Annotated in this window: 17 protein-coding genes; 2 read left to right on the forward strand and 15 right to left on the reverse strand. The window is 62.9% G+C overall.

Going from position 1 to position 25,795, the window contains the following annotated elements; translation table 11 throughout:
* The first annotated feature begins 7 nt into the window (after window positions 1–7).
* Window positions 8–2,359 carry a translocation and assembly module lipoprotein TamL gene (gene tamL, locus I2H31_RS22320; protein WP_196295274.1) on the forward strand — a complete coding sequence of 784 codons (2,352 nt, stop codon included), beginning with the start codon at window positions 8–10 and terminating at the stop codon, window positions 2,357–2,359.
* A gap of 95 nt (window positions 2,360–2,454) precedes the next feature.
* Here the strand turns inward: tamL and I2H31_RS22325 are convergent, their stop codons facing one another.
* From I2H31_RS22325 to I2H31_RS22395, 15 genes are all read right to left on the reverse strand, one after another.
* Window positions 2,455–3,624: a hypothetical protein gene (locus I2H31_RS22325; protein WP_196295275.1), complete on the reverse strand. Its 1,170-nt coding sequence runs from the start codon at window positions 3,622–3,624 to the stop codon at window positions 2,455–2,457.
* Window positions 3,625–3,762: 138 nt separating this feature from the next.
* Window positions 3,763–4,041, reverse strand: coding sequence for a hypothetical protein (locus I2H31_RS22330; RefSeq protein ID WP_196295276.1), 279 nt, complete (start codon window positions 4,039–4,041; stop codon window positions 3,763–3,765).
* Window positions 4,042–4,297: 256 nt separating this feature from the next.
* A complete protein-coding gene (locus tag I2H31_RS22335; protein WP_196295277.1) occupies window positions 4,298–4,588 on the reverse strand; it encodes a hypothetical protein in 291 nt (96 codons plus the stop codon).
* 137 nt (window positions 4,589–4,725) lie between these two features.
* On the reverse strand, window positions 4,726–5,286 hold the full coding sequence (locus I2H31_RS22340) for a 2'-5' RNA ligase family protein (RefSeq protein ID WP_196295278.1): 561 nt from the start codon (window positions 5,284–5,286) through the stop codon (window positions 4,726–4,728).
* Between the two features lie 141 nt (window positions 5,287–5,427).
* Window positions 5,428–5,793 carry a hypothetical protein gene (locus I2H31_RS22345; protein ID WP_196295279.1) on the reverse strand — a complete coding sequence of 122 codons (366 nt, stop codon included), beginning with the start codon at window positions 5,791–5,793 and terminating at the stop codon, window positions 5,428–5,430.
* 204 nt (window positions 5,794–5,997) lie between these two features.
* Complete coding sequence (locus I2H31_RS22350; protein ID WP_196295280.1) at window positions 5,998–6,414, reverse strand: hypothetical protein; 417 nt, start codon at window positions 6,412–6,414, stop codon at window positions 5,998–6,000.
* 147 nt (window positions 6,415–6,561) lie between these two features.
* Complete coding sequence (locus tag I2H31_RS22355) at window positions 6,562–7,740, reverse strand: alginate lyase family protein (protein WP_196295281.1); 1,179 nt, start codon at window positions 7,738–7,740, stop codon at window positions 6,562–6,564.
* Between the two features lie 165 nt (window positions 7,741–7,905).
* Complete coding sequence (locus I2H31_RS22360) at window positions 7,906–9,069, reverse strand: alginate lyase family protein (protein WP_196295282.1); 1,164 nt, start codon at window positions 9,067–9,069, stop codon at window positions 7,906–7,908.
* Window positions 9,070–9,379: 310 nt separating this feature from the next.
* On the reverse strand, window positions 9,380–11,848 hold the full coding sequence (locus tag I2H31_RS22365; RefSeq protein ID WP_196295283.1) for a glycoside hydrolase family 2 TIM barrel-domain containing protein: 2,469 nt from the start codon (window positions 11,846–11,848) through the stop codon (window positions 9,380–9,382).
* 188 nt (window positions 11,849–12,036) lie between these two features.
* Window positions 12,037–14,757 (reverse strand): glycoside hydrolase family 2 TIM barrel-domain containing protein, encoded by a 2,721-nt coding sequence (locus I2H31_RS22370; protein WP_230687992.1) that lies wholly within the window; start codon window positions 14,755–14,757, stop codon window positions 12,037–12,039.
* Window positions 14,758–14,765: 8 nt separating this feature from the next.
* Window positions 14,766–15,581: an SDR family oxidoreductase gene (locus tag I2H31_RS22375; RefSeq protein ID WP_317192258.1), complete on the reverse strand. Its 816-nt coding sequence runs from the start codon at window positions 15,579–15,581 to the stop codon at window positions 14,766–14,768.
* Window positions 15,582–15,586: 5 nt separating this feature from the next.
* Window positions 15,587–16,774 (reverse strand): glycoside hydrolase family 88 protein, encoded by a 1,188-nt coding sequence (locus tag I2H31_RS22380; protein ID WP_230687993.1) that lies wholly within the window; start codon window positions 16,772–16,774, stop codon window positions 15,587–15,589.
* 26 nt (window positions 16,775–16,800) lie between these two features.
* Window positions 16,801–17,991, reverse strand: coding sequence for an alginate lyase family protein (locus I2H31_RS22385; protein WP_196295286.1), 1,191 nt, complete (start codon window positions 17,989–17,991; stop codon window positions 16,801–16,803).
* Window positions 17,991–19,421, reverse strand: a complete 1,431-nt coding sequence (locus I2H31_RS22390) for a RagB/SusD family nutrient uptake outer membrane protein (protein ID WP_196295287.1) — start codon at window positions 19,419–19,421, stop codon at window positions 17,991–17,993. Before I2H31_RS22390 ends, I2H31_RS22385 begins: the two co-directional genes overlap by 1 nt.
* A gap of 146 nt (window positions 19,422–19,567) precedes the next feature.
* The gene (locus tag I2H31_RS22395; RefSeq protein WP_196295288.1) at window positions 19,568–22,621 is read right to left on the reverse strand and encodes a SusC/RagA family TonB-linked outer membrane protein; all 3,054 of its coding nucleotides are present in this window, start codon (window positions 22,619–22,621) and stop codon (window positions 19,568–19,570) included.
* Window positions 22,622–22,976: 355 nt separating this feature from the next.
* Here I2H31_RS22395 and I2H31_RS22400 point away from each other — a divergent pair, with 355 nt between their 5' ends.
* Window positions 22,977–25,754: a substrate-binding domain-containing protein gene (locus tag I2H31_RS22400; RefSeq protein WP_196295289.1), complete on the forward strand. Its 2,778-nt coding sequence runs from the start codon at window positions 22,977–22,979 to the stop codon at window positions 25,752–25,754.
* The last annotated feature ends 41 nt before the right edge of the window (window positions 25,755–25,795 follow it).

Raw genomic sequence — 25,795 nt, forward strand, 5'->3', positions numbered from 1 at the left:
GAGTAGAATGTTTAACCAGCTTTTTCCACTTCTGCGCACCGGCTCCCGCCGCATGGCGGCCGCGTTTGCGCTGCCCCTGCTGCTGTCGGCGTGCTCGGGCCTGAAGTACGTGCCCGAGGGCCAGAAGCTGTACACCGGCAGCAAGGTCATCATCAAGTCGCCGGAGAAATTGCCCAACCAGTCGGCGCTGCAAACCGAGCTCGAATCTGTCATTCAGCCCAAGCCCAACGGCTCCATTCTGGGGCTGCGGCCCAAGCTGTATTTCTGGGGCATCGGGCAGGGCAAAACCAAGGGCCTGAAGCACTTTCTGGCCGACAAGTTCGGCGAAGCCCCGGTGCTGCTGAAGGACGTAAAAATCAGCGCCACCAGCGGCCTCATCACCAACCGGCTCTACAACAACGGCTTCTTTCAGAGCACGGTGACCAACGAGGTGAAAACCCAGGAGAAAACCGCGCAGGTAGACTACACCGCCAACACCGGCCGGGTGTACACCATCGACGAAATCCATTTCCCCGACCGCGACACGCTGGTTGATGCCGACATCCGGCGCACCCAGGCCGGCACGCTGCTCAAAAAAGGCGACGCCTACAACCTCAACACCTTCACGGCCGAGCGGGTGCGCATCGATAACGAGCTGAAAAACCAGGGCTATTTCTACTTCAACCCCGATTACGTTCTTTTTCAGGTCGACAGCACGCTGCACAACAAGGTGAACGTGTACATGCGCGTGAAAGCCACCGCGCCCAGCAAGGCTACCCGGCCCTACTGGCTCGACGAGGTGAAGCTGAACACCAACTACGTGCTGACCGACACGGTGCGGCGCAAGCCCGTCCTGTTCCGGCACTACCAGTACCTGCCCGACGAAAGGGTGTTCAAGGCCAAGGCCATCACCAACGCCACGTTCCTGTATCCCGACAGCCTATTTCGGCGGCGGCGCCGCGACCAGACCATCAGCCGCCTGATGAGTCTGAACACGTTTAAGTTCGTGGAAATCCGGCTGGCGCCGGCCGCCGCGGGCGACTCGGCCGGCCGCGCCCGGCTGGACGCCGACGTGCTGATGACCCAGCTCAAGAAGAAAAGCCTGCGGGCCGACCTGCAGCTGATAAGCAAGAGCAACGGCTTCACCGGGCCGGGCCTCACGGTGTCGTTTCGCAACCGCTCGGCCCTGCGTGGTGGCGAGCAGCTGCTGCTCAACGCCGTGGCCTCCACCGAAACCCAGACCGGCAGCGCCGCCGGCAACAGCGCCATCGGCCTCACCAGCTACGAGCTGGGCCTGAATGCGCAGTTGCTGATTCCGCGCCTGGTGGTGCCCCACCTGCCGCTGCTCGACGTGCGCCTGCCCAACTCCGACTTTCAGCCCCGCACCACCATCGGGGCGGGCTACCGCACGGTGAACCGGGCCGGCTTCTTCAACGAAGACTTCTTCAACCTGAACTATGGCTACACCTTCAAAACGAAGATTACCAACGAGCAGGAAATCCGGCCCGTCGACATCACGTTTGTGCGCCTGGCCAACACCACGCAGGAATTTGACCAGCTCCTGACCGACCGGCCGTTTCTGCGCAGCGCCTTTCAGCAGCAGTTCATCCTGGCCAGCTCCTACCGCTACACCTACAACCAGCAGGTGCTGGAGCAGCGCCGCCAGCAGATTTACTTCAGCGGGCAGGTGGAAGGCAGCGGCAACGTGGCCCAGGGCATCGCCAGCAGCATTGGGCAGGCCAAAGACGACAACGGCAAGTACACCATCGCCGGCCAGGAATTTAGCCAGTACCTGAAGTTTGACGTTGAGTTCCGCGAGTACTACCGCATCAGCCAGGACCCCACTTCCGGCAACCGCATCGTGGCGCGCTTCCAGGCCGGCGTGGGCCTGCCCTACGGCAACTCCGACGTGCTGCCCTACCCCAAGCAGTACGGCATCGGCGGCCCCAACAGCGTGCGCGCGTTTGCGGCCCGCGGCATCGGGCCCGGCACCTACCGCCCCACCACCGAAGCCGCCAACAACAACCGCTTCTACGACCAGGTGGGCGACATCCGCCTCGAAGGCAACATCGAGTACCGCCAGGACCTGATTCCCTACCTCAAAGGCGCCGTGTTCCTGGACGCCGGCAACATCTGGCTGGCCAACCCCGACCTCAGCCGCCCCGGCGTGGATGCCAACGGCCAGCCCGACGGCCGATACGGACAGTTCAGCCCCAGCACTTTTCTTAAGGAGCTAGCCGTGGGTGCCGGCGTCGGCCTGCGGGTCGACATCCAATTCTTCGTCATTCGGTTCGATTACGCCTTCCCGCTACAAGCCCCCTACGGCACCCCCGTAAGCCAGGCCGGCCGCTTCAACCTGGCCATCGGCTACCCCTTCTAAAGGTGAGGCGTAAAATGGTGAAAGGGGAGTTTGATGTTTTGACTGCCCATGTGGCGCAAGCCGAACATCAAACTCCCCTTTCACCATTTCACGCCTCACCGGATTATCGGCATGCGCTCAAATGGCCGGCTGCGGTCGAACAGGTAGCGGTAGGTGGCGTGCGTTTTGAGAATTTTGGCCCCGATGGAGCGCGTCGTCACCAGCATGCGCGGGTTGAAGTCGCCAATCCAGTTCATTTCGATTTCGGCGTAGCCCGCATCAAGGAAGGCTTGGCGGGCGTACACCAACATGGCGGCGTCCACGCCCTTGCCCTGGTGCTCGGGCACCACGCCGTAGATGATGCCGAACAGCTTCTTGTCCGTCCGGCGCATGTAGCGCCGTTGCTCCCACAAAAAGCGCAGCTTGCCTACTAGGTTCAGCCGCCGGCCCACGTGCTTGAAAATCTGGTTCAGCTCGGGAAGGCTGATGAAAAAGGCCACCGGCTCGGTGCCGTGATAGGCAAACCAGAGCAGGCGCTCGTCCACCACCGGCTTCATCTCCTTCACAATCTTGCGGGCTTCCTCCAGTGTCATGGGCTTCACGCCCGAGTGCCGGGCCCAGGCCAGGTTGTACACGTGGTGGAAATCCTGGGCCAGCTTTTCGGCGTCCTGCTTGCGGGCGTGCGCAAAACGGTAGGCACCCGCGTGCTCCTCAGCCCGCTTGGCGAAGCTGGGATGCAGCTCGGCGGCCGTGGTGCGGTAGCAGGTATATTGCTTGAAATACAGCTCGAAGCCGTATTGCTCAAACAAAGCGCGGTAGTACGGCGGGTGCCAGAACATGCCGTAGTTGGGTTCCAGCTCGTAGCCGTCGATGAGCAGGCCCCAGAACCGGTCCCGCTCGCCGAAATTGATGGGGCCGTCCATGGCCTGCATGCCGCGGGCCGCCAGCCACTGCCGCGCCGCCTCAAACAGCTGGTTGGCCGCCGCCTGGTCATCGATGCACTCAAAAAAGCCCATGCCGCCGGTGGGCAGGTCAGGGTTTTGCACGTCCACCGCGTCGCGGTTGAGAAAGGCGGCCACGCGGCCCACCACCAGCCCGGCAGCATCGGTCAGCACCCAGCGGGCGCACTCGCCGTGGTGGAATTTGGTGTTTTTGGCCGGGTCGAACACGGCCTCGACTTCGTTTTCGAGCGGGCCGATGTAGTTCGGCACGGCGCCGTGCAGGCGGGCGGGCAACTCCACAAACTCCCGCGCCAGGCGGGCATCAACAACTTCAAGCAGCGGCATAGCAAAGGACAAAAAACGGGCCCGGCCGCCGCAAACCGCGGTGCCCAGCCCTACTGCCGCAAAGAAACGGGCCAGCCGCTATTCCAGCCCGAACCGCACCCAGCCAGGCCGGCTCCGAGAGCCAGCGCAGGCCAGTCGCTAGTAAGTGCCTGCTCCGCTCGAATCAGCGGTGGAAAATGCGCGTGCGCCGGTCGAAGAGCGGGCTTGTGGCTCCGTTGGACTCTCGCCCACCCGCCGGCCCGATTTGAACTCTCCCAACAAGTAGCAGAACGGGCACTCCCGCTTGCCTTCCCCCATGCCCATCACCCGCGCCGATGCTTCAATGCCAAGCGCCACCTTGCAGTGCGGATGGGTGTGGTAGATATCAAGTTCAGCCTTGTTAGGCAGGCTGGAGTAGAAGGGGAAAGGTGGATTCATGCTCCGGCATCTTAGCTTGTTATAAATGTACTAAAAAGACATTATATTTCACTTATTTATTAAATAATATTTTTTCAACTTTAAAATATCATATCCAAGGCGAACTATGATTCGATTGAAAGCCAACACAAATAGGACTTAAAAGGCGAATTGGTTAGCAAGGCACGTTTAAGCCGCTGCTAAACCCATTACCAAAGCGCCCGGCCGCAATTGCTTGCAAGCCGGGCACTGAGATGGGGCAAATAAGCTGACTTGGTTAGTCTTTGGGCTTAATCTTGGTCTTGTTGCGCTTGTCTTTCACTTTGGCGTCCGTTTGCATGGCGGGCGCGGGGTTCACAACGGTGGTGGTAGTGGAGGGCTGCACCGTGGTGGTGGTCGACTCAACTGTGTTGGTTGAGGGAGCCGGCGTAGTGGTTTGATAAGCCGGGGCAGCGGGCTGGGCCGGCGTCACCGTGGTTTGCCGGGTGGTGGTAGTGGTGGTTTGGGCGCTGGCCGAGTAGCCGGTGGCCGACACCAACAGGGCGAGGAGAAACAGTTGCTTTTTCATGGAACCAAGGGGTTTAGTAAAACCATGGCCCGCGGGGAGAGGCGGGATTTGAGTGGTCTTTAACGCGAACAAAGCAAAAGGGTTGGCGCAGGCCGCGGCGCAGCTTCCGGGCCGCGCCAACCGGCCGCCCGTAGCCGCTATTTGGCGGCCAGCCAGGCGGTGGCGTCAAGTTCCAGGGTGGCGCGGGGCTGCCAGTGCTGGCCATCGTGCCGGAACAGGGTGATGGCGCTAGCCTCAAACTCGGACGCGTAGGCGCGGTGGGCAAACAGCTCGCGTAGCGCCGGCACCTGCGCGGGCGGCAGGTCGCGGGTGGCCAGCGTGAGGTGCGGCGTGAACGGCCGGTTTTCGGGCGGCACCTCCGGCAAATGGGCGGCGCACCAGGCCCGCAGTTCCGCTTGAAACGCCTGGATGCCGCGCGGCTGGCTCACGTGCACAAACAGGGTGCGCTCCCCGAACCAGGCAAATCCGTTCAGGCCCACGCCGAAGCGGGGCTGCGTGGCGGCAAAGGTGGCCAGCGCGGCCGTGCAGCGGGCCTCAAAGTCATCGTTCTGCCGCATGGGCGGCAGCAGGGTGAGGTGGGGCGGCAGGCGCACGGCGTTGCGGCTGCCGGTCAGGCGGTGCACTTCCTGCTTGAGGGCCCAGGTTTCGGCAAAAACAGGCTCCGGCGGCAGCACCGCTACCAGGTAAAGCGTCTTCATGAGGCACGCGAATGAAGAATAGCCTTTTCTACGGCGGCACCCTTAAGAAAGTAGCTGCGGCGGTAAGCCGCGCTCATGCCGCAACCAAAAAGCCCCGGACTTCCTGCGAAATCCGGGGCGGTTGGCGCGGGCGGCCGGCACTTAGCGGTGGTTGTAGCCGTAGTCGCGGCCGTGGTCGTTGCGGTGCTGGGCTTCGTAGCGGGCGCGTTCGGCGGCGCGCTGCTGCTCGGCCCGGCGCTGGGCGGCTTCGAGGCGGGCGCGCTCGGCGGCGAGCTTGCGCTCCTGCTGAAGCTGCAATTTGCGCTGGGCGGCTTCGTAGCGGGCGCGCTCCAGGGCCTGCCGGCGCTCGTTTTCGCGCTGGGCTTTTAGCTGGGCGGCCTCGTAGCGGCTGCGCTCAATAGGCGACATGCGGCGGGGGTCGTTGTGGTCAGAAGGGGAAGCAGCCGAGGCGGCGGTGGAAACCATCAGGAGGCCGGCGGCCAGGAGCGAAAGCAGGGAAGATTTCATGGCGAAAAGGAAATAAGCGGTGATTGGAAGGAAGGACGCGTCTGCCCTTTCCAAAGGCAAGGGCTATGCCAGGTGCGGCAAGCCCAAATTCAGCCATTGCCTACAAATTCCTCTCAATCAGAATACTAATTGTTTCTCCCACTAAAAATCCGTCGACCAAGGCGCCAAGTGTGCCGATGAAACCGGCGCGGCCACGGCCCCTGCCTACGAAAGCAGCCGGGCCTGATGGGCCGCACTTATCAGGCCCGGCGCGTTCTTGAGCGTGGCGAGGACGACTTCGCGGGCGGCCTGCTTCAGCTCGGCTTTGCTGATGTCGCGGGTTTCCTCCTTCACCAGCTCGCCCATAGTATGAAAAGCGTGCAGCAAGGCCTTGCGGCTGGGTTTTTCGGCCCTGAGCTCGGCGTAGACACGCGCAATCTGAGCGTTGATTTTCAGGCGGCGGGTGTGGAAAACCGAATCGGTGGCCACGTGCGGCTGGATGGTTTCGAGCAAGGCCACCAGCGGCCGCCACCGCACGGCAGTGCCAATAACGGCGTCGCTGAGGCGCTGGCGGTGGCCGGCGGCGTGGGCCGGGTCGTCGGCCGCGCTTTCAGATGGAATGTTGTCGTTGCCAGCAGGCATGCCCAAGCAGGAAAACTGGTGATTATTCCTGCCAAATTACGTGCAAAGGAGCAAGTTGGCCCGGGCCTTTGGGCTGGCGGTGCGGCAGGCAGGCCAGTTGAGGTCAACTGGCTTCCCAAAGCACCGGCTTGGCCGGCTAGTCACCGCCTAGTTCAGCCAGATGAGGGGATTGCGCACGGGCAGGTTGCGCACCACTTCTTCGACTTGAGGCGTATGTTCCAGCTTTTGCCAGGTGGCCAGCCACGCCGGGCTAGCAAGCTGCACGGCGCCGAGCACCAGAAAAGGTTGGGCCACCGGCCAGTTTTCCCAGTACATCACGTCTTTGGGAAAAGGCCAGGCGCTTTTGTCGGCCACGTAGGGGTACAGAAACTCAATTCCTTTGCGAATACTGCGCCCATTAGGCGTTTGAAAGGCCCAGAGGTTGTCGTTTTTGTCTGTAAGAATCTGGCAAAGCAGGGCCATGGCGTCCAGGTTGAACAGGGAATAGCCGTAGGGCTTGGTGCGCTTGGTTTCGAGCGGAAAGCTGCCGTCGGGCGCCATTTGGGTGGGCAGCAGCACGGTTTTGTACCGCTCCCGGCAGAAACGCAGCAGCTCCTGGTTGCCGGTGAGGCGGGCGAAAGCCGCCACCTGCATCGCCCAGCAGGTGCCGTGGTTGTTGGCCGCGTTCATCTCGTCTTTGCCATACGGGTGCGTGGTGAGCCAGGTCAGGTATTGCGCAAACCAGCTTTTGATGCCCGCCACGTCGTCTTTGCCGAAGGATTTGGCTACTTGCATCACCAGCACGCCCTGGGCCACTTCCATGAGCTGAATGGTGTCGATGATGCCAATGCCGCGCCCCGTAAACCGGCCCTTGATGGCCTGCGCGTAGAGCAGCGAGGGGTTCATGCGCGTGGCCGAATCGGTGAACCAGGCCCGCAGGTGCCGCAGCGCGTGGCGCGCATACTTCTCGTCGCCCGTCAGTTGGTACGCCGACGCCAGCGCTCCGACAATGCGGCTAAAACGAATCATGGCCTGGCGATGGGCCACGAAATTGTCGGGGTTGGTCATCCCGTCGCGCTGGATGTAAGGGCCGGCGGGGTTCGCGGGGTCGGGCCACCAGTAGTCGCCTTCCGAGAAGAAGTCGTGCGGGCCGCCTGCGCTGCGCGGCGAACTGCTGGCGGTGACCGTGACGGGCGCCTGCTGCAACGCCCAGGCCGCCTCGGTCAGCACGTGCGGGCGCAGGGTGTTCACGGCCTGCTGCCGCAGCTGCTTCTGGCTGGGCGGGACAGCGGCGTGGGCAGCGGTGAAAAGCAGCGTTAACAGCAGCGCGGTTATTCGGGATAGCATGTGGTCAGTCATGAAAGAACGTCATGTAGTCAGTCATAACGGAACGTCATGTCGAGCTTGCCGAGACATCTCGCGTGCTGGAGCAATTATTTACTCTTGCACGCAAGATGTCTCGACAAGCTCGACATGACGTTCTTAGCGTCTATCAGTCAAGCCTTTTCCAGCTTACCGCACCGTGCCGATGCTGCGGTGGGTGAAGGACGTGAAGCCCAGGAAAGTCTTGTCGCCGGGCACACCGTAGGGGTCCTGCCGGTCGCGCAGCGAGGCCAGTTTCGAGGTGCCGTAGTAGTTGTAGGCGGTTTCGATGCCGGGGAAAATCTGGCTGCCGCTGCAGTTGCGGGAGTAGTTGCCGGCCTCGGCATCCTCAAACTTGTTCCAGCCGTTTTTGATGAGCTGGCCGTTGGCTTCGTACAGGGCGGTGTTGCCTTGGATACGGGCCGTTTCGGCGGCGTAGGTCATGGCCGTGAGGGAGTACTGCGGGTGCACGCAGTCGCGGTCGCGCAGCTCCTTCAGGGCGCCGTCGGAGTACACCACCTGCGGCATGGTTTGCAGCATGAAGTCGTAGCCCGAGTCGTAGACGGTGGTGCTGTTGAACCACACGCCCAGGGCCATTTTGGCGTAGGCGTACGACACCTGCCAGTTGTTGGTGTCGCTGATGGCGCCGGGCACGTTGTTGACGTAGTTGTTCTTTAGATTATTCAGAAAGTCAGAAAACTTGGCCACGTCCGTGGCCGACCAGCCCGCGCCCGCGCCGTTCACCTGGTAGTAGCGGATGATTTCGGCCGCCGCCACGAACGTGGGCGCCACCCAGGAGGCTTCCAGGTAGGTTTGGCGGAACTCCGTGGGGCTGCCGTCGGGCTTGGGCGAGGTGGAGTAGCGCTGGAAATTGTAGGCGTAGCCGTTCAGGATTTGCTTGGCTTGGCCGGCGTAGGTGGCGCTGCCGGTTTTCACCCAGCGCAGGGCGCAGGCGTAGGCCAAAATGGCGTCGCGCCGAATCTGGTCTTCGGTGGGGCTGCCGCCGCTGCCCACCACGTACACCACCGCCGGAAACGAGGTGGGCACGGAGTACTGGTTCATGTAGTCGACCACTTTGTTGTAGCCGGCCGTGCGGGTGGCGTCGCCGGCGTTGGCCTGGGCGGCAATCAGGTTGAGGCTGGCCGTGCTGTTGACCACGCCGGGGTGGCGGAAGGTGGTGATGGTGGAATCGGCGGTGCTGGCCGGGTCCGTGTCGGGGGTGGCGGGGGCCTCTTTCTGGCAGCTGCTGAGCAGGGTGATGGCAGCGGCCAAGCCCAAGCGGGCAAGGCGCGGCAGTGCGGTAAAATGCGTCATGGTTTTCGTGGGAATTGAAGGATGGAAACGATGATTTTCAGGCCGCTCCGCGAGTCAGGCCATCACCCAGGAGCGGCATAAAAGTAGACGCTTCCCACCCCGAAAAGTAACGCTTAAGCCATGTTTATTTACGGAACCGTTTACGTAAAAATCACCAGCTTACACCCTCTTAATTAGACGCTTATCCAGACAAAAAGAACGTCATACCGAGCGCAGCCGAGGCATCTCGCACGGGGTGGTAATTCCGTTGAGAAGAGGCTGCGAGCGAGATGCCTCGGCTGCGCTCGGCATGACGTTTAAACGGATTCGTTCATAAGTTTAAAAAAGCTATTTCCAGCCCTTCCGACGCTACGCTGGCCACGCTGCGCAGCCCGTTGGTTTGCACCCGAATAATGGCGCGGCCGTTGTAGGCCTGCACCTTGCGCGAGCTGCTGCTGGTGCCGAGGTCGTCGAGCAGCTGGCCGCCCCCAATCAGCCCGAACCGGACCCAGTTGGCGGCATCCAGGCACGGCACGCCTTGGGCGTCAAGCATCTTCACTTCGAGGGTGGCCACGCCGTTGGTTTCGCCGGTTTTTTCCAGGGTGAGCTTGGCGGGCTTACTCCATTTGGCGGTTTGGTAGCGCTGGGTTATCTGGTCCTGCACGGTGGCTTTGCCCTGGCGGGCCACCGCGCGGAAGGTGTTTTCGCCTTCGCGCAAGGCCACCAGCCAGCGCAGGCCGGCGGCCGGAAAATCCTGGCTGTTGCGCCGCTTCACGCCCTGGCTCTGGCCGTTTACGAACAGCTCGACCTCGGCGGCGTTCGAGTACACTTTTACCATCTTTTTCTCGCCTGCGTCGCCCCAGCGCACCGGCCAGGAGTGGCCGTAGATGTGCACCATGGGCGCGGTGGTCCAGTACGATTGGAAGACGTAGAAGGCCTCTTTGGGCGTGAGGTCGCGCTCCACCACGCCCTTCTGGTTCATGTAGGGAATGGGGTTGTCGGGCCGCACGGGGGTGGAGAAATCCTTGAACGGCCAATAGGCCGCGCCGCTGAGCCAGGGCATGGTTTCCTGCTCCTTGAGGTGCCAGTCCACCAGGTTGCAGAGGTAGCTTTCGCTCCAGTCGCCGTCCTTCGAGACGCGGGCGCTGCCGCCGAAGAGCGAGGCATCGCCGGCGCGCTCGTCGGCGCCCTGGCCGCGGCTGATTTTGGCCAGCGCGTTGTCGGGGTTTTCGGAATGGCGGCCGGCGTGGCTGTCGCCGCCCCATTCCACGTGCAGAAAGCGCTTCACCGACTTAAACTCCTGCTCGCTCACCTCCTTGTAATCGGTGTAGATGCCGCGGTACCAACCCGCCCAGATAGATGGCGAGTACACGTCGGGAATGTCCTTGCAGAAGTCGCAGCGCCGGATGGCGGTGTAGCGGGCCGGGTCGAGCTGGTGCGCCAGATTGTTCAGCGACTTCATGTACGTCCGAATTTTCTCCTTATCGAACTCCGGGAAGTCGCCGGGCCAGTCGTTCTCGTTGCCCAGGCCCCAAATGAGCACCGCCGGGTGATTGTAGTGCTGCTGAATCATGTTGGTCAGCATGCGCAGGCCCTGGCTTTGGTAGGCCTCCCCGCCCAGCCCGCCGCGGCACCAGGGAATTTCCTCCCACACCGTGATGCCCAGCGAGTCGCACAGATTCAGCACGATGCGCGACTGCTGGTAGTGGCCCAGCCGGATGAAATTGATGCCCATCTGCTTCATCAGCCGCATTTCCTGCCGGATTTGGGGCTCGGTCATGGCAGCGGCCACGCCGGCGTGGTCTTCGTGGCGGTGGGTGCCGCGCAGCAGCAGGCGCTGCCCGTTCAGCAGAAACGGGCCGTGCTCCACGAACTCAATATGACGAAACCCAACTTTCTCGGTTTGCTGGAAGGTTTGGCCATCAGTCGTTACGGTCACCTGCACGGTGTACAAATCTGGCCGCTCGGGCGACCACAGGCGCGGCGCTTTCATCTTGAAACTGCCCAGTTCCAACTCGCCGCTCTTGAGGCTCAGCGACACTTGCGACTTGGCCGCTTGCTTGCCGCGCGGGTCCAGCAGACGCACGCTCACTTGCGCATTGCCGCTGGCGAAGGGCTCTCGGAAATCGCCTTTCACCGTGAGCTGGCCTTGTTTGCCGGCTTTGTCGACTTCGGCTTTCACCGCCACGCGCTCCAGCGAAACGGCCGGCTCGTACCGCAGATTCAGGTAGCGGTAGAGGCCGCCGTAGACGTTGAAATCCGACAAGTCGGAGGGCATCATTTCCAGGTCGCGCGAGTTGTCGCAGCGAATGGAAAGTGGGATTTTGCCCTTGAATTGGGTTTTGAAAGCTTCGGTTTTCTGGAATTCGGCCACGGCCTGGGTGATGTCGACGGTCCATTCGTCGTAGCCGCCCACGTGGCCGCCCACCTCGGTAGAGTAGATGAACACGCGGGTTTTCTGGCCGGCGCCCTCGAAGTGCAGCAGCGTGCGGCCGTTGGCGTAGGGGTTTTGGATGGCGAGTTGGGTGCGGTACCAGCCGGGGCCCTGGTAGTAGTTCACGTCGGGGTCCACGGCGTCGCGGGCGTTGAAGCAGTGCGGCAGGGTCACGGGCGTCCAGAGCGGCACGCTTTCGGGGTTGCCGGCCACCACGGGGCGCACGGCCTCCCACACGCTGCCCAGGTCCTGGCGCACGAATTCCCAGCCGTCCGTGAGGCGGGTGCTCTGCTGCGCAGCAGCCGGGTGGCCGAGGAAGCTGAGCAGCAAAAGCAGCCAGAAACAAATGACAGTGTGCTTCTTCATATTTCACCAATCAATCTCAAACGACATGCATAGCGCCGCCGAAGCATCCCTACCGCATTGTTGCGCGGCTCACCTTCCACTGGCAACAAATTCGTCCCACCTCATTTGGTGCAGTGAATGATTTACTCTTCGCAGTAGAGATGCTTCGGCTGCGCTCAGCATGACAGCCTATCTTTTCTAATCCTTGTCTATTCCACCCGCTTTATCTGGATGCCATTCAGCACCGCTTCGCCCGCTGCGGCCTTGAAATCGACCACAATGCCTTGCTCGCGCCGCACGCTCACCGGGAACTTGAAACTGGTGGCTTGCAGCGGCGTCAGGTAGTTATCAATTCCCAGCCCAGGCAGCACCGTTTGCCCATTCAGCAGCACATCGAAGCGGCGACTGGCCGACGCGGGCACCGTTGCTGCCGCATCGGTTTTGGCGAGGTTATACACCAGTTGCTCCGTGGGCGGCGCGGCTTCCAGCTCGGCAAAATGCAGGGTTACTTCGTAGTCGCCGGCCGGCACATCGGCCCGAAACTGCGTCAGGCCCACGCGCTGCGTTTCGTACAGCGCATCGTAGTCGGTGCCGAGAATGTTGCGGTCGGAGCCGTAGGGCAGGCGGCCGGTGCCGGGCAGCGCGAAGGGCTTGCCGCCCACGTAGCCCCAGCCGCCGGGCGCGTAGGCCTGCTCGGGCAGCCAGACCTGGCTGAGCTTGGCGTCGGTGAAAGTGCGCTGGTCGCCGAGACTCACGTTGAGCTCCGTGAAGGGCAGTTTATCAGAAGCCAGATTGTTGGGCAGGAGCTGAAACTGAACCTCGACGTGGTCGGGCGGCGCAGTGGCGGCCCGGGCCGTGAGCTGGTTCAACCCATTGCCGAAAGGCACCGTGAAGCGCACCACGCCAAACTCGGCCGGGTGCGTGCCCAGCGACTGGCCATTGAGCAGCAGTTCGGCGGCGGGCTGGTTGGTGTACACTTCCACCGGCTGCCGGCAAACCAGCGAATCCAGGCCGACGGCGAGTCCGCTGCGCAGGTTCCAGGCGCGGGAGCCGATGCGCACGAAGGGCGTTTTCAGCAGGTGGGCCTGGTAAAACAGGTAGGCGTCTTTGGGCTGGCGGTCAGCCGTGAGCAGGCTTTTGTTGTTGATGTGGGGCACGGCTTCCTGCCGCGTTTCGGAGTTGAACTCGGCCAGGTTCCAAACGGTGCTGCCCGCCACGAAGGGCCGGGCCAGAATTTCTTTCAGATAAAACTGATGGTAGAGGTTGGCGTACTCCGTGGTTTTGTCGAAGCGCAAGGGCTTGAAGGAGTGCAGGCGCGCGTCGGAGTCGGCGCCGTACTCGGTCACCAGCAGGGGCTTGTCGGGCAGCTCGCGGCGGTGGCGGTCCAGGAAATCGGGGAAGCCCTGGAAGCCGCCCGAGTACCAGCCCGCGTACAGGTTCCAGCCCACCAGCATGGGGATTTTGGTGAGGCCGGCCTGCTGGTACAGCTCAAACGCGCCGTGGTTGACCAGCATGGTGTAACGGTCCGGGTCTTCGCGCCGGGTGAGGGCTTCCAGCTCCTGCGCCAGCGCCGCCACGCGGCCCAGGTAGGCTTTGCCGGCCTCATTGTCTTTGGTGAGGCCGGCGGGCAAGCGCAGCAGCACCTCATTCATGTAGGCCCAGATGATGACGCTAGGGTGGTTGTGCCCCTGCCGAATCATCTCGGTTTGCATAGTGCGGCAGTTCTCGAAGAAGGCCGGCGAATCGGTGATGGCGTTCACCACCGGAATTTCTACCGACGCCAGGATGCCTAATCGGTCGCAGGCCGCGAGCACGGCGGGGTCCTGCGGGTAGTGCGACACGCGCAGGAAATTGCCGCCCATCTGCTTCAGCAATTGCAGGTCGCGCTCGGCCAGGGCATCGGGCAGGGCGTTGCCCAGGCCGGGAAAATCCTGGTGCCGGTTGGTGCCGATGAGCTTGAACGGCTTTCCGTTCAAGTAAAAGCCCGCGGCGGCATCGAAGCGAAACCAGCGCAGGCCGAGCGGGCTGCTCACGGCATCCAGCGCATCGGCCTGACTGGCGGCGCGCACGGTGCTCGTGACGTGGTACAGATAGGGGTCATCCGGCGACCACAGATGCGGCTGCTTGAGGCCGGTAAAGTTTTGTTTGAAAGCCCGCTTCTCCCCTGCCGCTAGCGTGAGACTGCTGCGCTGCTGAGCCACCGGTCGGCCTTCGCGGTCGGTTAGTTCGGTGAGCACCGTCAGGCGCTGGCGGGTGGGCGCGTTGTTGGTCACGGTGCCGCTCACGGCCACTTCCGCCGCTTCGGCAGAGACGTTGGGTGTGGTGACGAAGAGGCCGCTGGCGGCGTGGTCGTTTAAGTCGAAATGCACCGGGTTGGCCGCCACGAGGTACACGTCGCGGTAGAGGCCGCCGTAGAACGTGAAGTCAGCCGAAAGCGGCGGCAGGTCGGGATTATGACTGTTGTCGACTTTGACTATCACCTCATTCACCGCTCCTTTCTCAAATTTGAGCCACTGGCTGATGGGGAAGCGGAAAGCCGTATAGCCGCCCGCGTGCCGGCCGGCCAGCTGGCCGTTCACGTACACTTCGGCCGCCTGCCCGGCGCCCTCAAAGTGCAGGTAGAGGCGCCGGTTTTGCCACTCAGCGGGAATGTGGAGCTGCTTGCGGTACCAGCCCACGCCGCGGTAGTAGCCGGGCTCGTCGTCCATCACGTCGGCCGTGTTCCAGGTGTGGGGCAGCGAAATTTTCTCCCAGCCCGCGACGGCTGGTGTTTTGGCGAAGTCCGTGCCGTCGGCCTTCCGGAAAAGCCAGTTGGAATTGATGGACTGCACCACGCGCTGCGCGGCGGCGGGCTGTGCCAGCAGCAGGGCGCAAGCCAGCATTTTCAACACCTTGCCCCAGCCCCCCGCACTCGACTTTCTTTCTATCATAGGCCGAATTAAACGCCGCCGAAGATGGAAAAGCCGCCATCCACGCAAATCATGGAACCGGTGACGAAGCGCGAAGCGTCGCTCAGCAACCAGACCAGGGCGCCTTTCAGCTCGTCGGGCTGGCCGAAGCGCTTGAACGGGGTTTGGCGAATGACCAACTCGCCGCGGGGCGTGAAGCCGCCCTCAGGCGTGGTGAGCAGGCTGCGGTTTTGCTCGGTGAGGAAGAAGCCGGGGGCCAGCGCGTTCATGCGCAGGCGGTCGCCGTAGCGGTTGGCCATTTCCACGGCGAACCACTGGTTGTAGCAGTCCACGGCGGCTTTGCCCATGTTGTAGCCCAGCACTTTGGTGATGGCGCGCTTCGAGTTCATCGACGAGATGTTGACGATGCTGCCGGCGCCGGATTCGGCAATGGCCGGGCCGAACACCTGCGTGGGCAGCAGCGTACCCCACACGTTGAGGTCCATCACGCGGCGCATGCCGGCCAGGTCCATTTTGAACACGTCGGTGTCGGCGCCCAGCACGCCGTCGGGGCCGTTGCCGCCGGCAGCATTCACCAGGCCGTCGATTCGGCCGAAGGTGCTCATCATCAGGTCGCAGGCGGCTTGCAGCTGGCCTTCGTTCAGCACATCGGCCACCAGGGGCAGCGCCCGGCCGCCTTTGGCGTTAATGGCCGCGGCGCGGTCTTCGGCCAGGGCGGCGTTGCGGCCCAGGATGCCCACGGCGCCGCCCGCTTCCACGATGCCGGCCAGGAAGGCCTCGCCGAGGATGCCGGTGCCGCCGGTCACGACGACGACCTTGTTTTGGAGGGAAAAGCTGTCGGCCACGGGAGCTAGTTGAGCGTCAGCTGGGCGTAGTTCTGGTAGCGCCATAGGGCTTCGAGGTAGTAATAATCGGCGTAGACGAGCGGGGCGTCCACTTCGGAATTAGACGGTTTGTTGCCGGTGCTGTGTTTCAGCAAAAAAAAGTTGTTGGTGCCGGCCGCCGCCAGGTATTGCGGCGAACTCAGGCTGGCAAGAATGGCCGTGGCCGCGCCGTAATAGGGCTTAGTCTTCGGCGCGTATTTGCTCAGCTCCAGCATGCCGGACGCGGCGGCAGCGGCCGCCGAAGCATCGCGCGGGGCTTTCGGAATGTCGGGCGCGTTGAAATCCCAGTACGGAATGTGGTCCGCAATGCTGGCGGTGTGCTCGATGAAATAGTCGGCCGCGTGCATGGCGGCCTGCAGGAATTTCGGGTTTTTTGTTTCGCGGTACACCATGGTGTAGCCGTAGATGGCCCAGGCCTGCCCGCGTGCCCAGCAGGAGTTATCGGCGTAGCCCTGGTGCGTGACTGAGGTCAACAATTTGCCCTTCGCCGGGTCAAAATTCAGGACGTGGTAGGTACTGTAATCCTTGCGGAAACGGTACTTCAAATCCGTCGCGGCGTGCGTTTTGGCGATGTGGGCGTAGGTGGTGTCGCCGCTGAGCTTGGAGGCCGCAAATAGCAGCTCCAGGTTCAGCAGGTTGTCGACGATGACGGGGTAAGACCACAGCTCCGGGTGGTGGTCCCAGGAGCGAATGGCGCCCACCGTGGGGTTGAAGCGTTTGGCGAGCGTGGCGGCGGCTTGCAGCAGCACCTCGCGGTACTTCGGGTTTTTGGTGACGGCGTAGCCCTGGCCGTAGGAGTTGTTGAGGATGAAGCCGAGGTCGTGGGTCGTGGTCACGTTTTTTTCGGCTTCCAGCGTTTCGGTCCAGGCGGCGGCGCGGCGCGGCCACTGCGGCTGGCCGCTGAGGCGGCTGAGGTACCAGAGGTTGCCGGCGAAGAAGCCGCTGGTCCAATTCCGCGAGTTGGTGAGCAGGATGCGGCCGTCGTCTTCGGTGCTGCGCGGGTGCTGGGTGCTGTCGGGGTAGTGGCGCAGGTAGGCAGCGTACTGGGCCTCGGCGCGGGCCACCGCGGCGGCCACGGGCACGGCGGGCGCCGGCTTGGGCGCGGCTTTCGGCTGGGCGCGCAGAAAGCCGGCGGTGAGGCCGAGCAGAGCCAAAGAAAGGGAAAGGAATTGCCTCTTCATCAGAAAGCCCAGGGCACGGGGTTGAAGTCGGGGGTTTGCGCGAATACTTCGGCGGCCTTCAGGTCCGGGTAAGCCCGGCTGGCTTGCTCGTACACATTCAGAGCTAGCGCGTTGGAAGTGCCGGCGGCGTCAGCTTTTTCCATCTGCTTCTGCTTCAGCAGGTAGGGCCGAAACCACTCCACGGCGGGGCGCAGGCCGCGGCCGTCGGGGGTGCGGTAGTGCCAGAGGTCGAGGCCCACGCGCTGGGCCAGCAGGGCCAGGCGCTGCCAGCCTTGCAGGTTCATGCTGGTGTAGTTCCAGGGGCGGGTGCGGGCCAGCTCCAGCGGCTGCGAGCCGTCAGGTGCAAATTGCACGGGCACGCGGGGCCAGGTTTGCTTTTGCAGGGTGCTTTTGGCCAGGGCCTGGTCGCCGGTGAACAGGGCAAAATCCACCACCTGCGTGTCGTAGAAAGTGCCGTGGTTGTTCTTGGCCTCCCCTTCGGGCAAGGCAATGGGGCTGGTGGTCAGCCAGGTATTGTAGGCCTTGAACCACGTTTTCAGTCCGTCCACCAAACCAGCGTCCACGCTGGCGCTGCCGCTCATCAACGCCAGCGCCTCCGGTATTTCCACCAGGTTGCGGGTTTCGATGATGCCGAAATTGCGCCCCGTGTTGATGCCCGGAATGCCCTGCCCGAAGTTCAGGTTGGGGTTCATGCGGGTGGCGGGGTTCAGGAAAAACACTTGCAATAGCGTGGCGGCCTGCTTGGCGTATTTCTCATCCGCGGTGAAGTAGTAAGCCAGGCCCAGTTCCTTCACGTCGGCGCAGAGCTTGCTCAGGTTGTCGCTGTCCTTCATCGCCGCCGACTCCGGGTTGCGCAGCCCATCCTTCTGGATGTAAGGCTTGCCGTCGGGCTTGGCGGGGTCGGGCCACCAGTAGGGCGCCTGGGAAATGTAGTCGTGCTTGTCGCCGCTAGGGGGCGTTTGCGGCTTGGTGACGATGGTGTAGGGCGCGTGCTTAAGGGCGGCATTGGCTTCCTTGAGCACTTGCTGCACCTGGGCCGCTTCCGGCTGGTGGCCGGCTTTGGCGGCGGCTTTGTAGGCGGCCAGGGCGGCGGGGTCGAGGAGGATGAATGCCACCGGCGCGGCCGTTGCAGCGGCCGGCGCCGGGGCGCTCATCACCCACCCCACCAGCAGGAGAATGAGAAATCGCATTAGTTGTATCCGGGGTTTTGCGTCAGGTTGGGGTTGAGCACCATTTCGGGCTGCGGAATGGGGAACAGCAAGTACTTGTTGTCCACGGTGCGGTTGAAAATGGCCTTCTCGCGCTCCTGCAGGCGGCCGAGGCGCACGAGGTCGAACCAGCGGTGACCTTCCTGCACCAGCTCCCAGCCGCGCTCGCGCACCAGCATGTCCACGAAAGCGTCTTTGGTGGTGACGCGCGTGATAGGCAGCCACTGCGCGATGCCGGCGCGCTGGCGCACCTTGTTGTAGCCCTCGTATTTCAGCGGGTCATTCGCATTCAGGTTGTTGCGGGCTTCGGATTGCATCAGCAGCACGTCGGCGTAGCGCGTGATGAGGTAGTTGCAGCGCGAGTCATTCACGATGCGCTTGTCGTCGCGAAACTTGTTGAAGTAGTAGCGGGCCAGCGTGGTGGTGCCGGCCTGGTTGCTGATGTTCCAGGCCCGGCGCACGTCGTTGGTGCGGTAGGCGCGCACGAGGCTGTCTTCCACCGTGAAGGTGCCCAGGCCGTTCAATTGCGAGGGCAAAAACTGCCGCACGATGATGCTGCCCGTGTTCGGCGGCAGGTCAAACTGAATGCTGAAGATGTGCTCCGGCCCGTTTTCCTTGTCGGGGTTAAACACGTCGCCGTACACCGGCAAGAGGCTGTACTGGTTCGAGTTGATGACGGTGTTGCAGGCGTCCAGGGCCTTCTGGTTGTCGGTGGGCTGCGCGGCCGTGCTGTTGGCGCGGGTTAGGTACACCTTGGCCAGCACCGCCGTGGCGGCGCCGCTCGACACGCGGCCTTTTTCGCCGGTTGCGATTTTGTTCTCCGGGTAGCAGTTGGCTTCGGCAAACTGCAGGTCCTTGATAATTTGGTCGTAGACCTGCGCCAGGGGCGTGCGCGACGGGCGCAGCTCGTCGTTGGGCCCTTTCACGGTGGCCGTCACCAGGGGCACGTCGCCGAAGCAGCGCACTAGGTCGAAGTAGCCCAGGGCGCGCAGGAAGCGGGCGTTGCCGACGATGTTGTTCTTGCGCACCTCGTCCATCGTGATGGCGGGCACTTTCTCAATCACGTCGTTGGCCCGGTTTATCATCCGGTAGGAATTAGTCCACCAGCTGTTGATTTCGGTGTTCGTCGGCGTGAAGGTGAAGCGCGAAAGCTGGGCCCGCTCGTCGGTGCTGGAGCCCACGCGGATGAGCTCGGCGGGCAACTCCGTGATTTGCCAGCCGGTGCGGCCGTAGTAGGTCTGGGGCAGCAGGGCGTTGAACACGCCGTTGAGGCCGGCGATGGCGTCGCCCTCGTTCTGGTAAAAGTTTTCGGCCGCGAGGAAGTCGTACGGCTTCTCTTCCAGGAATTTCTCGCAGGAGCCCAGCGTCAGGCCCAGGGTTAGCAAGCTCAGCAGAAGGATTTTATTTTTCATGGGGTGGGTCGATGAGATTTAGGAACCGTCATGTCGAACTGGTCGAGACATCTCGCGTGGAGTAGTGACTCAATCAATTGGATTACTCTGGCACGCGAGATGTCTCGACAAGCTCGACATGACGTTCTTTTTATTCTGGGTCTGAGTTAAAAACCAATCTTCAGCCCGGCGATGAAGGTGCGGGTGCTGGGGTAGGCGTTGTAGTCGGTGTTGAGGCTGAGGTTGTCGCGGCCGAAGGAGTTCACTTCGGGGTCGAAGCCGGTGTATTTGGTGATGGTCACGAGGTTCTGAGCGGTAACGTACACGCTGGCCGATTTCAGCACCTTGCCGAACTTGGGCAGCGTGTAGCCCAGCGTCACGGTTTTGAGGCGCACGAAGCTGCCGTCTTCCACCACGTCGCTCACGATGCCGGTGCTGCGGCGAATGGTGCTGCCGGCGCGCGGAATATTGGTGTCGGTGTTGGTGGGCGTCCAGCGGTTCACCACGGTTTTGAGCTTGTTGGTGGTCGTGATGCCCGACTCCAACTCGTAGCGGTTCAGGTTCAGCACGTCCTGGCCCTGCACGCCCTGAATGAACACGCTCAGGCTAAAGCCGCCGGCCGTGAAGCCGTTGGTGATGCCGTAGATGAACTTGGGCTGGGCCCGGCCGATGATGACGCGGTCGGCGGCCGTGATGGCGCCGTCGCCGTTCTGGTCCACGTAGCGCGGGTCGCCGGGGCGCACGGCGGTTTTGGTGCCGCTGGCCACAATTTCGTCGGTCGTCTGCCAGATGCCGTCGAACTGGTAGCCGTAGAACGAGCCGATGGGCTCGCCTTTGCGCAGGATGCTGGTTTGGCCCAGGCCCGCGCCCACAAACAGGCTGGAGCTGGAGGCCCCCACCGGCAGCTCGTCCACGCTGTACAGGTCGAGCACCTTGTTGCGGTTGAGCGAGACGTTGAAGTTGGTTTTCCAGCCGAAAGCCTTGGTGTCGAAGTTGGTGGTGTTCAGGGCAAACTCCAGGCCCTTGTTTTCCACGCTGCCAGCGTTCAGCAGGATGTCGCCGTAGCCGGTGCTGCGGGGCGTGGCCACGCGCAGCAGCAGGTCGGTGGTTTTCTTGTAGTAAGCGTCGGCCGTGAAGGTGATGCGGTTTTGCAGAAAGGCCGCGTCGATGCCCACGTTGGTGGCCGCCGTCGACTCCCAGCGCAGGTCCGGGTTCAGGATGTTGGCCGGCACCAGGCCTACCAGGCGGGTGCTGCCCGAGGCGTAAGAACCCACGTCGTAGCGGGCCAGCGACTGGTAGTTGTTGATTTCCTGGTTGCCCGTCACGCCGAAGCCCACGCGCAGCTTCAGGTCGCTGAGAAAGGTGAAATCCGACATGAACTTCTCGTCAATCAGCCGGTAAGCGAAGGCCGCCGAGGGGAAGTAGCCCCACTTGTTGTTTTTGCCGAAGCGCGACGACCCGTCGGCCCGCAGCGTGGCCGTGAACAGGTAGCGCTCGAACAAGCGGTAGTTGACGCGCCCGAAGTACGAGGCCAGCGAGTTGGTGAACCGGCCCGAGTTCGGCGTCTGAATGCTGGAGCCCAGCGCCAGGTTGTCGGAGCCCAGCGTGTTGGTAAAGAAGCCGTTGGCCGTGGCGCTGAAGTCGTTGCCGTAGAATTGCTGCTCGGTCACGCCCACCACCACGTTCAGGAAGTTGTTCTCGTTCAGCTTCTTGTCGTAGGTCAGCGTGTTTTCGTTCAGCCAGCTGTAGCGGTTGGTTTGCACGCGGTTGGCCGAGCCGTTGGTGAGGCGGCCCAAGAAGATGTCGGAGGGCCGGTACACGTCCTGCTGGTTGTTGTTGTAGTCCAGGCCGCCGGTGATGCGCAAGGTCAGGCCGGGGATGATTTCGTAGTTGCCGGCCACGTTGAACAGGCCGCGGGCAATGGTGCGGTAGTCCTTGGCCTTTTCGGCGTAGGCCACCGGGTTGCCCACGTCCTCCACGTAAGGCAGCGGGCCGTTGGAGTAGGTGTAGTTGCCGGCCGCGTCGCGCACCGGCACGATGGGGCTGATGCGCAGGGCATCGAGAATGACGCCGCCGTTGCTGCCGCCCGAGGAGTTGGCAAAGGCCCGCTTCTCAAACGTGCCGGCCAACTGGCTCGAAAAGTCGAAGCTGAGCTTGCGGCTGATTTTGCGGTTCAAATTCAACCGCACCGTGGCCCGCTGGAAGCCCGAGTTCAGCACAATGCCTTCCTGGTCAAAGTAGTTGAAGCTGAGGTTGTAGCGCGTTTCTTCGGTGCCGCCGTTGAAGCCCAGCTGGTAGTTGCTCATGCGCGCCGGGCGCAGGATGGCGTCCTGCCAGTCGGTGCCTTCGCCCAAGGAGTCAATCTGCCCCTGCCGGTAGGGCTGCGGGATGGCGCCCGTGCCGGTGCCGGGGTTCACCTCGTTCAGGTACTGGGCAAATTCTTTGGCGTTCATTAGCTCGTACTTGTGCCGCACAATTTGCACGCCGGTGTAGGCTTCCAGGTTGATGGTGCCCTTGCCGACTTTGCCTTTTTTGGTGGTGATGAGCACCACGCCGTTGGCCCCGCGCGAGCCGTAGATGGCGGTGGCCGAGGCGTCTTTCAGCACCTCCACGCTCTCGATGTCGCTGGGGTTGATGGAGTTCAAGTCGCCGGCGCCGGGAAAGCCGTCGACCACGAACAGCGGCTCGTTGCCGGTGTTGATGGAGTTGGTGCCCCGGATGCGGATGGACACGTTACCGCCCGGCTCGGAGTTGGTTTGCGTCACCTGCACGCCACTCACGCGGCCCTGCAGAATCTGGTCGGCGCGGGCAATGGGCGTTTCGGCCACTTCCTCGGCCGAAATGGAGGCCACCGAACCGGTGATGTCGCGCTTGCGCTGGGTGCCGTAGCCCACCACCACCACCTCGTTCAGGCCCTGGGCCTGCTCTTTGAGCTGGACGTTGAAGGTAGATTCGCCGCGCACCGGCATTTCCACCGACTCGAACCCGACGAAGGAAAACACCAGCGTGGCGCCGTCGGCGGCGGGCACGCTGAGTTCGAAGGCGCCCTCGGCGTTGGTGCTGGCGCCGGTGGTGGTGCCCTTCAGCAGCACCGACACGCCGGGCAGGGGCGTCCGGTCGGCCGCGTTCAGCACCCGCCCGGACACTTGCCGGGTTTGGGCCTGGGCCACAAACGTTCCCAGGAACGCGAGCAGCCCAATAAGGAGACGAAGTTTTTGCATAATTGGTGGGATGGATTGGGTGAGTGAGTGCTCAGTTGGTTTAGTAAATTAAGAGGGCCACCACCCGCAGTTGGAACCAAAAAAACGTTTTTCTACGGAATCGTTTACGTAATTATTGCTCATAACCTATTATTTATTAGTATTTTATGTTTGGACAGACTGAATATCCGTCGCAAACCTGGGCGTCGCTGGTTTCAAGGGAAATTCATTTGCCGGGCTTTGCCGGCTGCTGTTTTCCTCCGGGCCGGCCTCATTGCTTGCTCCTGCCGGCCCAATACCGGCAGGCAGCTACGCCAGGTGTATATTTGGGAGAATGGGCCGCCATTCCAGCATGGCATTATTCCGAACCTTACTCGTGACCAGACGGCTTTTCCCTTACTTACTGGCAACCCTGGTGGTGCTGCTGAGCGGCTGCGCCGGGCCCGAAAAGCCGCGCCCGTACCGCATCGGCTTTTCGCAGTGCAGCACGCAGGGCATCTGGCGCCAGGCCGTGCTCGACGGCATGAAGCGCGAGCTCAGCTTCCACCCCGAAGTGGAGCTGCGCATGCTGGACGCCAAGGACAACAGCCAGCGCCAGAGCCAGCAAATCCGGGAGCTGCTGCGCGGCGGCATCGACCTGCTCATCGTGTCGCCCTACGAGGCCGTGCCCGTGACCCCGGCCGTGGAGGAGGCGTTCCGGAGCGGCGTGCCGGTGCTGCTGCTCGACCGGCGCATCACTTCGCAGCAATACACGGCCTACGTGGGCGGCGACAACGAAGCCGTGGGCGAAACGGCGGCCCGCTACGCCGCCAGCCTGCTGCACGAGCGCGGCAACGTCCTCGAAATCCAGGGCGCGCTGAAGTCGTCGGCCACGGCGGGACGGCACCGGGGCTTTCGGCGGGCCTTGGCGGCGTTTCCGGGCTTGCACGTGGTGGCCGAGGTGATTGGCAACTGGAACATCACCACGATGAAGCCGGCGCTGAAAACCGCACTGCAGGCGCACCCAGAGGTATCGCTCGTGTTTGCCCACAACGACAACATGGCCCGCAGCGCCGCCGAAGTGCTCAACGAGCTGGGCCTTTCCAAGAAGGTGCGCCTCATCGGCGTCGATGGCCTGGCGCTGGATTTGGTGGAGCGCGGCGTGCTGAAGGCCTCGCTGCTGTACTCGCCGGCCGGCGAAGACGCCATTCGGATGGCGCTCAAAATCCTCAATCATCAGTCGTTTCCGCGCGAGAACAAGCTCAGCACGGTCGTCATCGACTCGACCAACGTGCTGATGATGATGCAGCAGCGCGAGAAAATTCTCACCCAGCAGAAGGACATCGAGCTGCAGCACGGCCTGCTGCAAACGCTGCAGGCCACCTACGCCAGCCAGCAAACCATTCTTTACGGCCTGCTGGCCACGCTGCTGGGGGCGCTGGCGCTGGGGGCGCTGGCCTGGCGCTCGGCCCGGCAGCTGGCGCTACGCAACGCCGAAAACGACCGCATTAACCGGCAGCTGACCATTCAGAACGAGGAAATCAGCTCGCAGCGCAACCAAATTCAGGCTCTGGCCGAACAGGCCCGCGCCGATACCGAGGCCAAGCTGCGCTTTTTCACCAACTTTTCGCACGAGCTGCGCACGCCCCTCACGCTGATAATGGGGCCGGTGGAAGAGCTACTAACCAGCAGCGACGACCTTTCCAACGCCCAGCGCCAGGACCTGAGCTTGGTGCGCCGCAACACCCAGCGGCTGCTGCAGCTGGTGAACCAACTGCTGGATTTTCGCAAGATTGAGGTGGGCAAAATGACCGTGCGCGCCACCGAAAGCGACCTGGTGGCCTTCGTGCAGGAGATAGTAGACGCCTTCGAGAAGCCCGCCCGCCTGCGCGGGGTGCGGCTGCACTTCCTGAGCGCCGAGCCGGAGCTGCGGGCGTGGTTCGACGCGAACTTGCTGGACAAGGTATTCCTCAACCTGTTGTCCAACGCCTTGAAGTTCACGCCCGAACAGGGACAAATTACCATCAGCCTGCAAGCCGGCAGCGACGGCCGCACCTGGCGCGTGAGCGTGGCAGATACCGGCCGCGGCATCAGCGCCCAGGACCGGGCGCACATTTTTGAGTGGTTTTACCAGGGCGAGCCGGGCGCCGAGGGCGCGGTGGCCAAGGGCTCGGGCATGGGCCTGGCGCTGGCGCACGGGTTGGTGCGGCTGCACCAGGGGCAGCTCACGTTCAGCAGCCAGTTGGGCCAGGGCAGCACCTTCACCGTGGAAGTACCGCGCGAGCTGCCGGCAGAATTGCGCGCCAGTGGCGCCAGCAGCACGCCGGCCATTTCGCTGGACGAGCCAGAGCCGGTGCCGGGCGATTTCGGAGCCGAAGTATCCCTGGCCGCGCCGGAAACGGGCGGCGACACGCTGGTGCTCGTGATTGAGGACAACGCCGAGGTGAACGAGTTCGTGGCCCGCAAGCTGCGCCACGATTTCCGGGTGCAAAGCGCCACCGACGGCCACCAGGGCCTGCGCCTGGCCACCGAGCTTATTCCGGACTTGATAGTGTGCGACGTGATGATGCCGGGCCTGAGCGGGCTGGAAGTGGTGGCCCAGTTGCGGGCCGACTGGCGCACCTCGCACATTCCGCTCATCCTGCTCACGGCCCGGCAGGCGCCCGAGCAGCAGCTCGAAGGCGTGCAGGCCGGCGCCGACTTGTACCTCACCAAGCCCTTCAACCCCGCCTTCCTGCTCGAAAGCGTGCGCACGCTGCTGGCCAACCGCGCCCGCCAGCGCGCCCACTTCCGCCGCGAGCTGAGCCTGGACACCGCCACGGTGGCGCCGGCCAACCCGGACCAGAAATTCCTGCACGACCTTACCGCCATCATCGAGGCCAACCTCACCAAAACCGACCTGAGCGTGGAGGAAATTGCCCGGCACCTGGGCATTTCGCGCATGCAGCTCTACCGCAAGGTGAAGGCCGTGCTGGGCACGGGCGTCACCGATTTCATCCAGAGCCTGCGCCTGACCAAGGCCCGCGAGCTGTTGCTGGACGAGCAGCGCACCATTGCCGACGTGGCCTACGAGCTGGGCTTCTCCTCCCCTTCTTATTTCTCCACCAGCTTCCGGGCGCGCTACCAGCTTTCGCCTTCGGAGTTTCGGGCGCTGCACGTGTCGCCGGCGCTGTGAAATAATATCGAAAGCCCTGTCCTAAAAGTAAAACCGCGTCT

It is taken from the genome of Hymenobacter ruricola (assembly GCF_015694525.1).
GTDB classification, from domain to species: domain Bacteria; phylum Bacteroidota; class Bacteroidia; order Cytophagales; family Hymenobacteraceae; genus Hymenobacter; species Hymenobacter ruricola.

Bases quoted from the DNA above. Each gene is read 5' to 3' on its own strand.
- tamL (WP_196295274.1), top strand. From the start codon at position 8: ATGTTTAACCAGCTTTTTCCACTTCTGCGCACCGGCTCCCGCCGCATG.
- I2H31_RS22325 (WP_196295275.1), bottom strand. From the start codon at position 3,624: ATGCCGCTGCTTGAAGTTGTTGATGCCCGCCTGGCGCGGGAGTTTGTG.
- I2H31_RS22330 (WP_196295276.1), bottom strand. From the start codon at position 4,041: ATGAATCCACCTTTCCCCTTCTACTCCAGCCTGCCTAACAAGGCTGAA.
- I2H31_RS22335 (WP_196295277.1), bottom strand. From the start codon at position 4,588: ATGAAAAAGCAACTGTTTCTCCTCGCCCTGTTGGTGTCGGCCACCGGC.
- I2H31_RS22340 (WP_196295278.1), bottom strand. From the start codon at position 5,286: ATGAAGACGCTTTACCTGGTAGCGGTGCTGCCGCCGGAGCCTGTTTTT.
- I2H31_RS22345 (WP_196295279.1), bottom strand. From the start codon at position 5,793: ATGAAATCTTCCCTGCTTTCGCTCCTGGCCGCCGGCCTCCTGATGGTT.
- I2H31_RS22350 (WP_196295280.1), bottom strand. From the start codon at position 6,414: ATGCCTGCTGGCAACGACAACATTCCATCTGAAAGCGCGGCCGACGAC.
- I2H31_RS22355 (WP_196295281.1), bottom strand. From the start codon at position 7,740: ATGCTATCCCGAATAACCGCGCTGCTGTTAACGCTGCTTTTCACCGCT.
- I2H31_RS22360 (WP_196295282.1), bottom strand. From the start codon at position 9,069: ATGACGCATTTTACCGCACTGCCGCGCCTTGCCCGCTTGGGCTTGGCC.
- I2H31_RS22365 (WP_196295283.1), bottom strand. From the start codon at position 11,848: ATGAAGAAGCACACTGTCATTTGTTTCTGGCTGCTTTTGCTGCTCAGC.
- I2H31_RS22370 (WP_230687992.1), bottom strand. From the start codon at position 14,757: ATGATAGAAAGAAAGTCGAGTGCGGGGGGCTGGGGCAAGGTGTTGAAA.
- I2H31_RS22385 (WP_196295286.1), bottom strand. From the start codon at position 17,991: ATGCGATTTCTCATTCTCCTGCTGGTGGGGTGGGTGATGAGCGCCCCG.
- I2H31_RS22390 (WP_196295287.1), bottom strand. From the start codon at position 19,421: ATGAAAAATAAAATCCTTCTGCTGAGCTTGCTAACCCTGGGCCTGACG.
- I2H31_RS22395 (WP_196295288.1), bottom strand. From the start codon at position 22,621: ATGCAAAAACTTCGTCTCCTTATTGGGCTGCTCGCGTTCCTGGGAACG.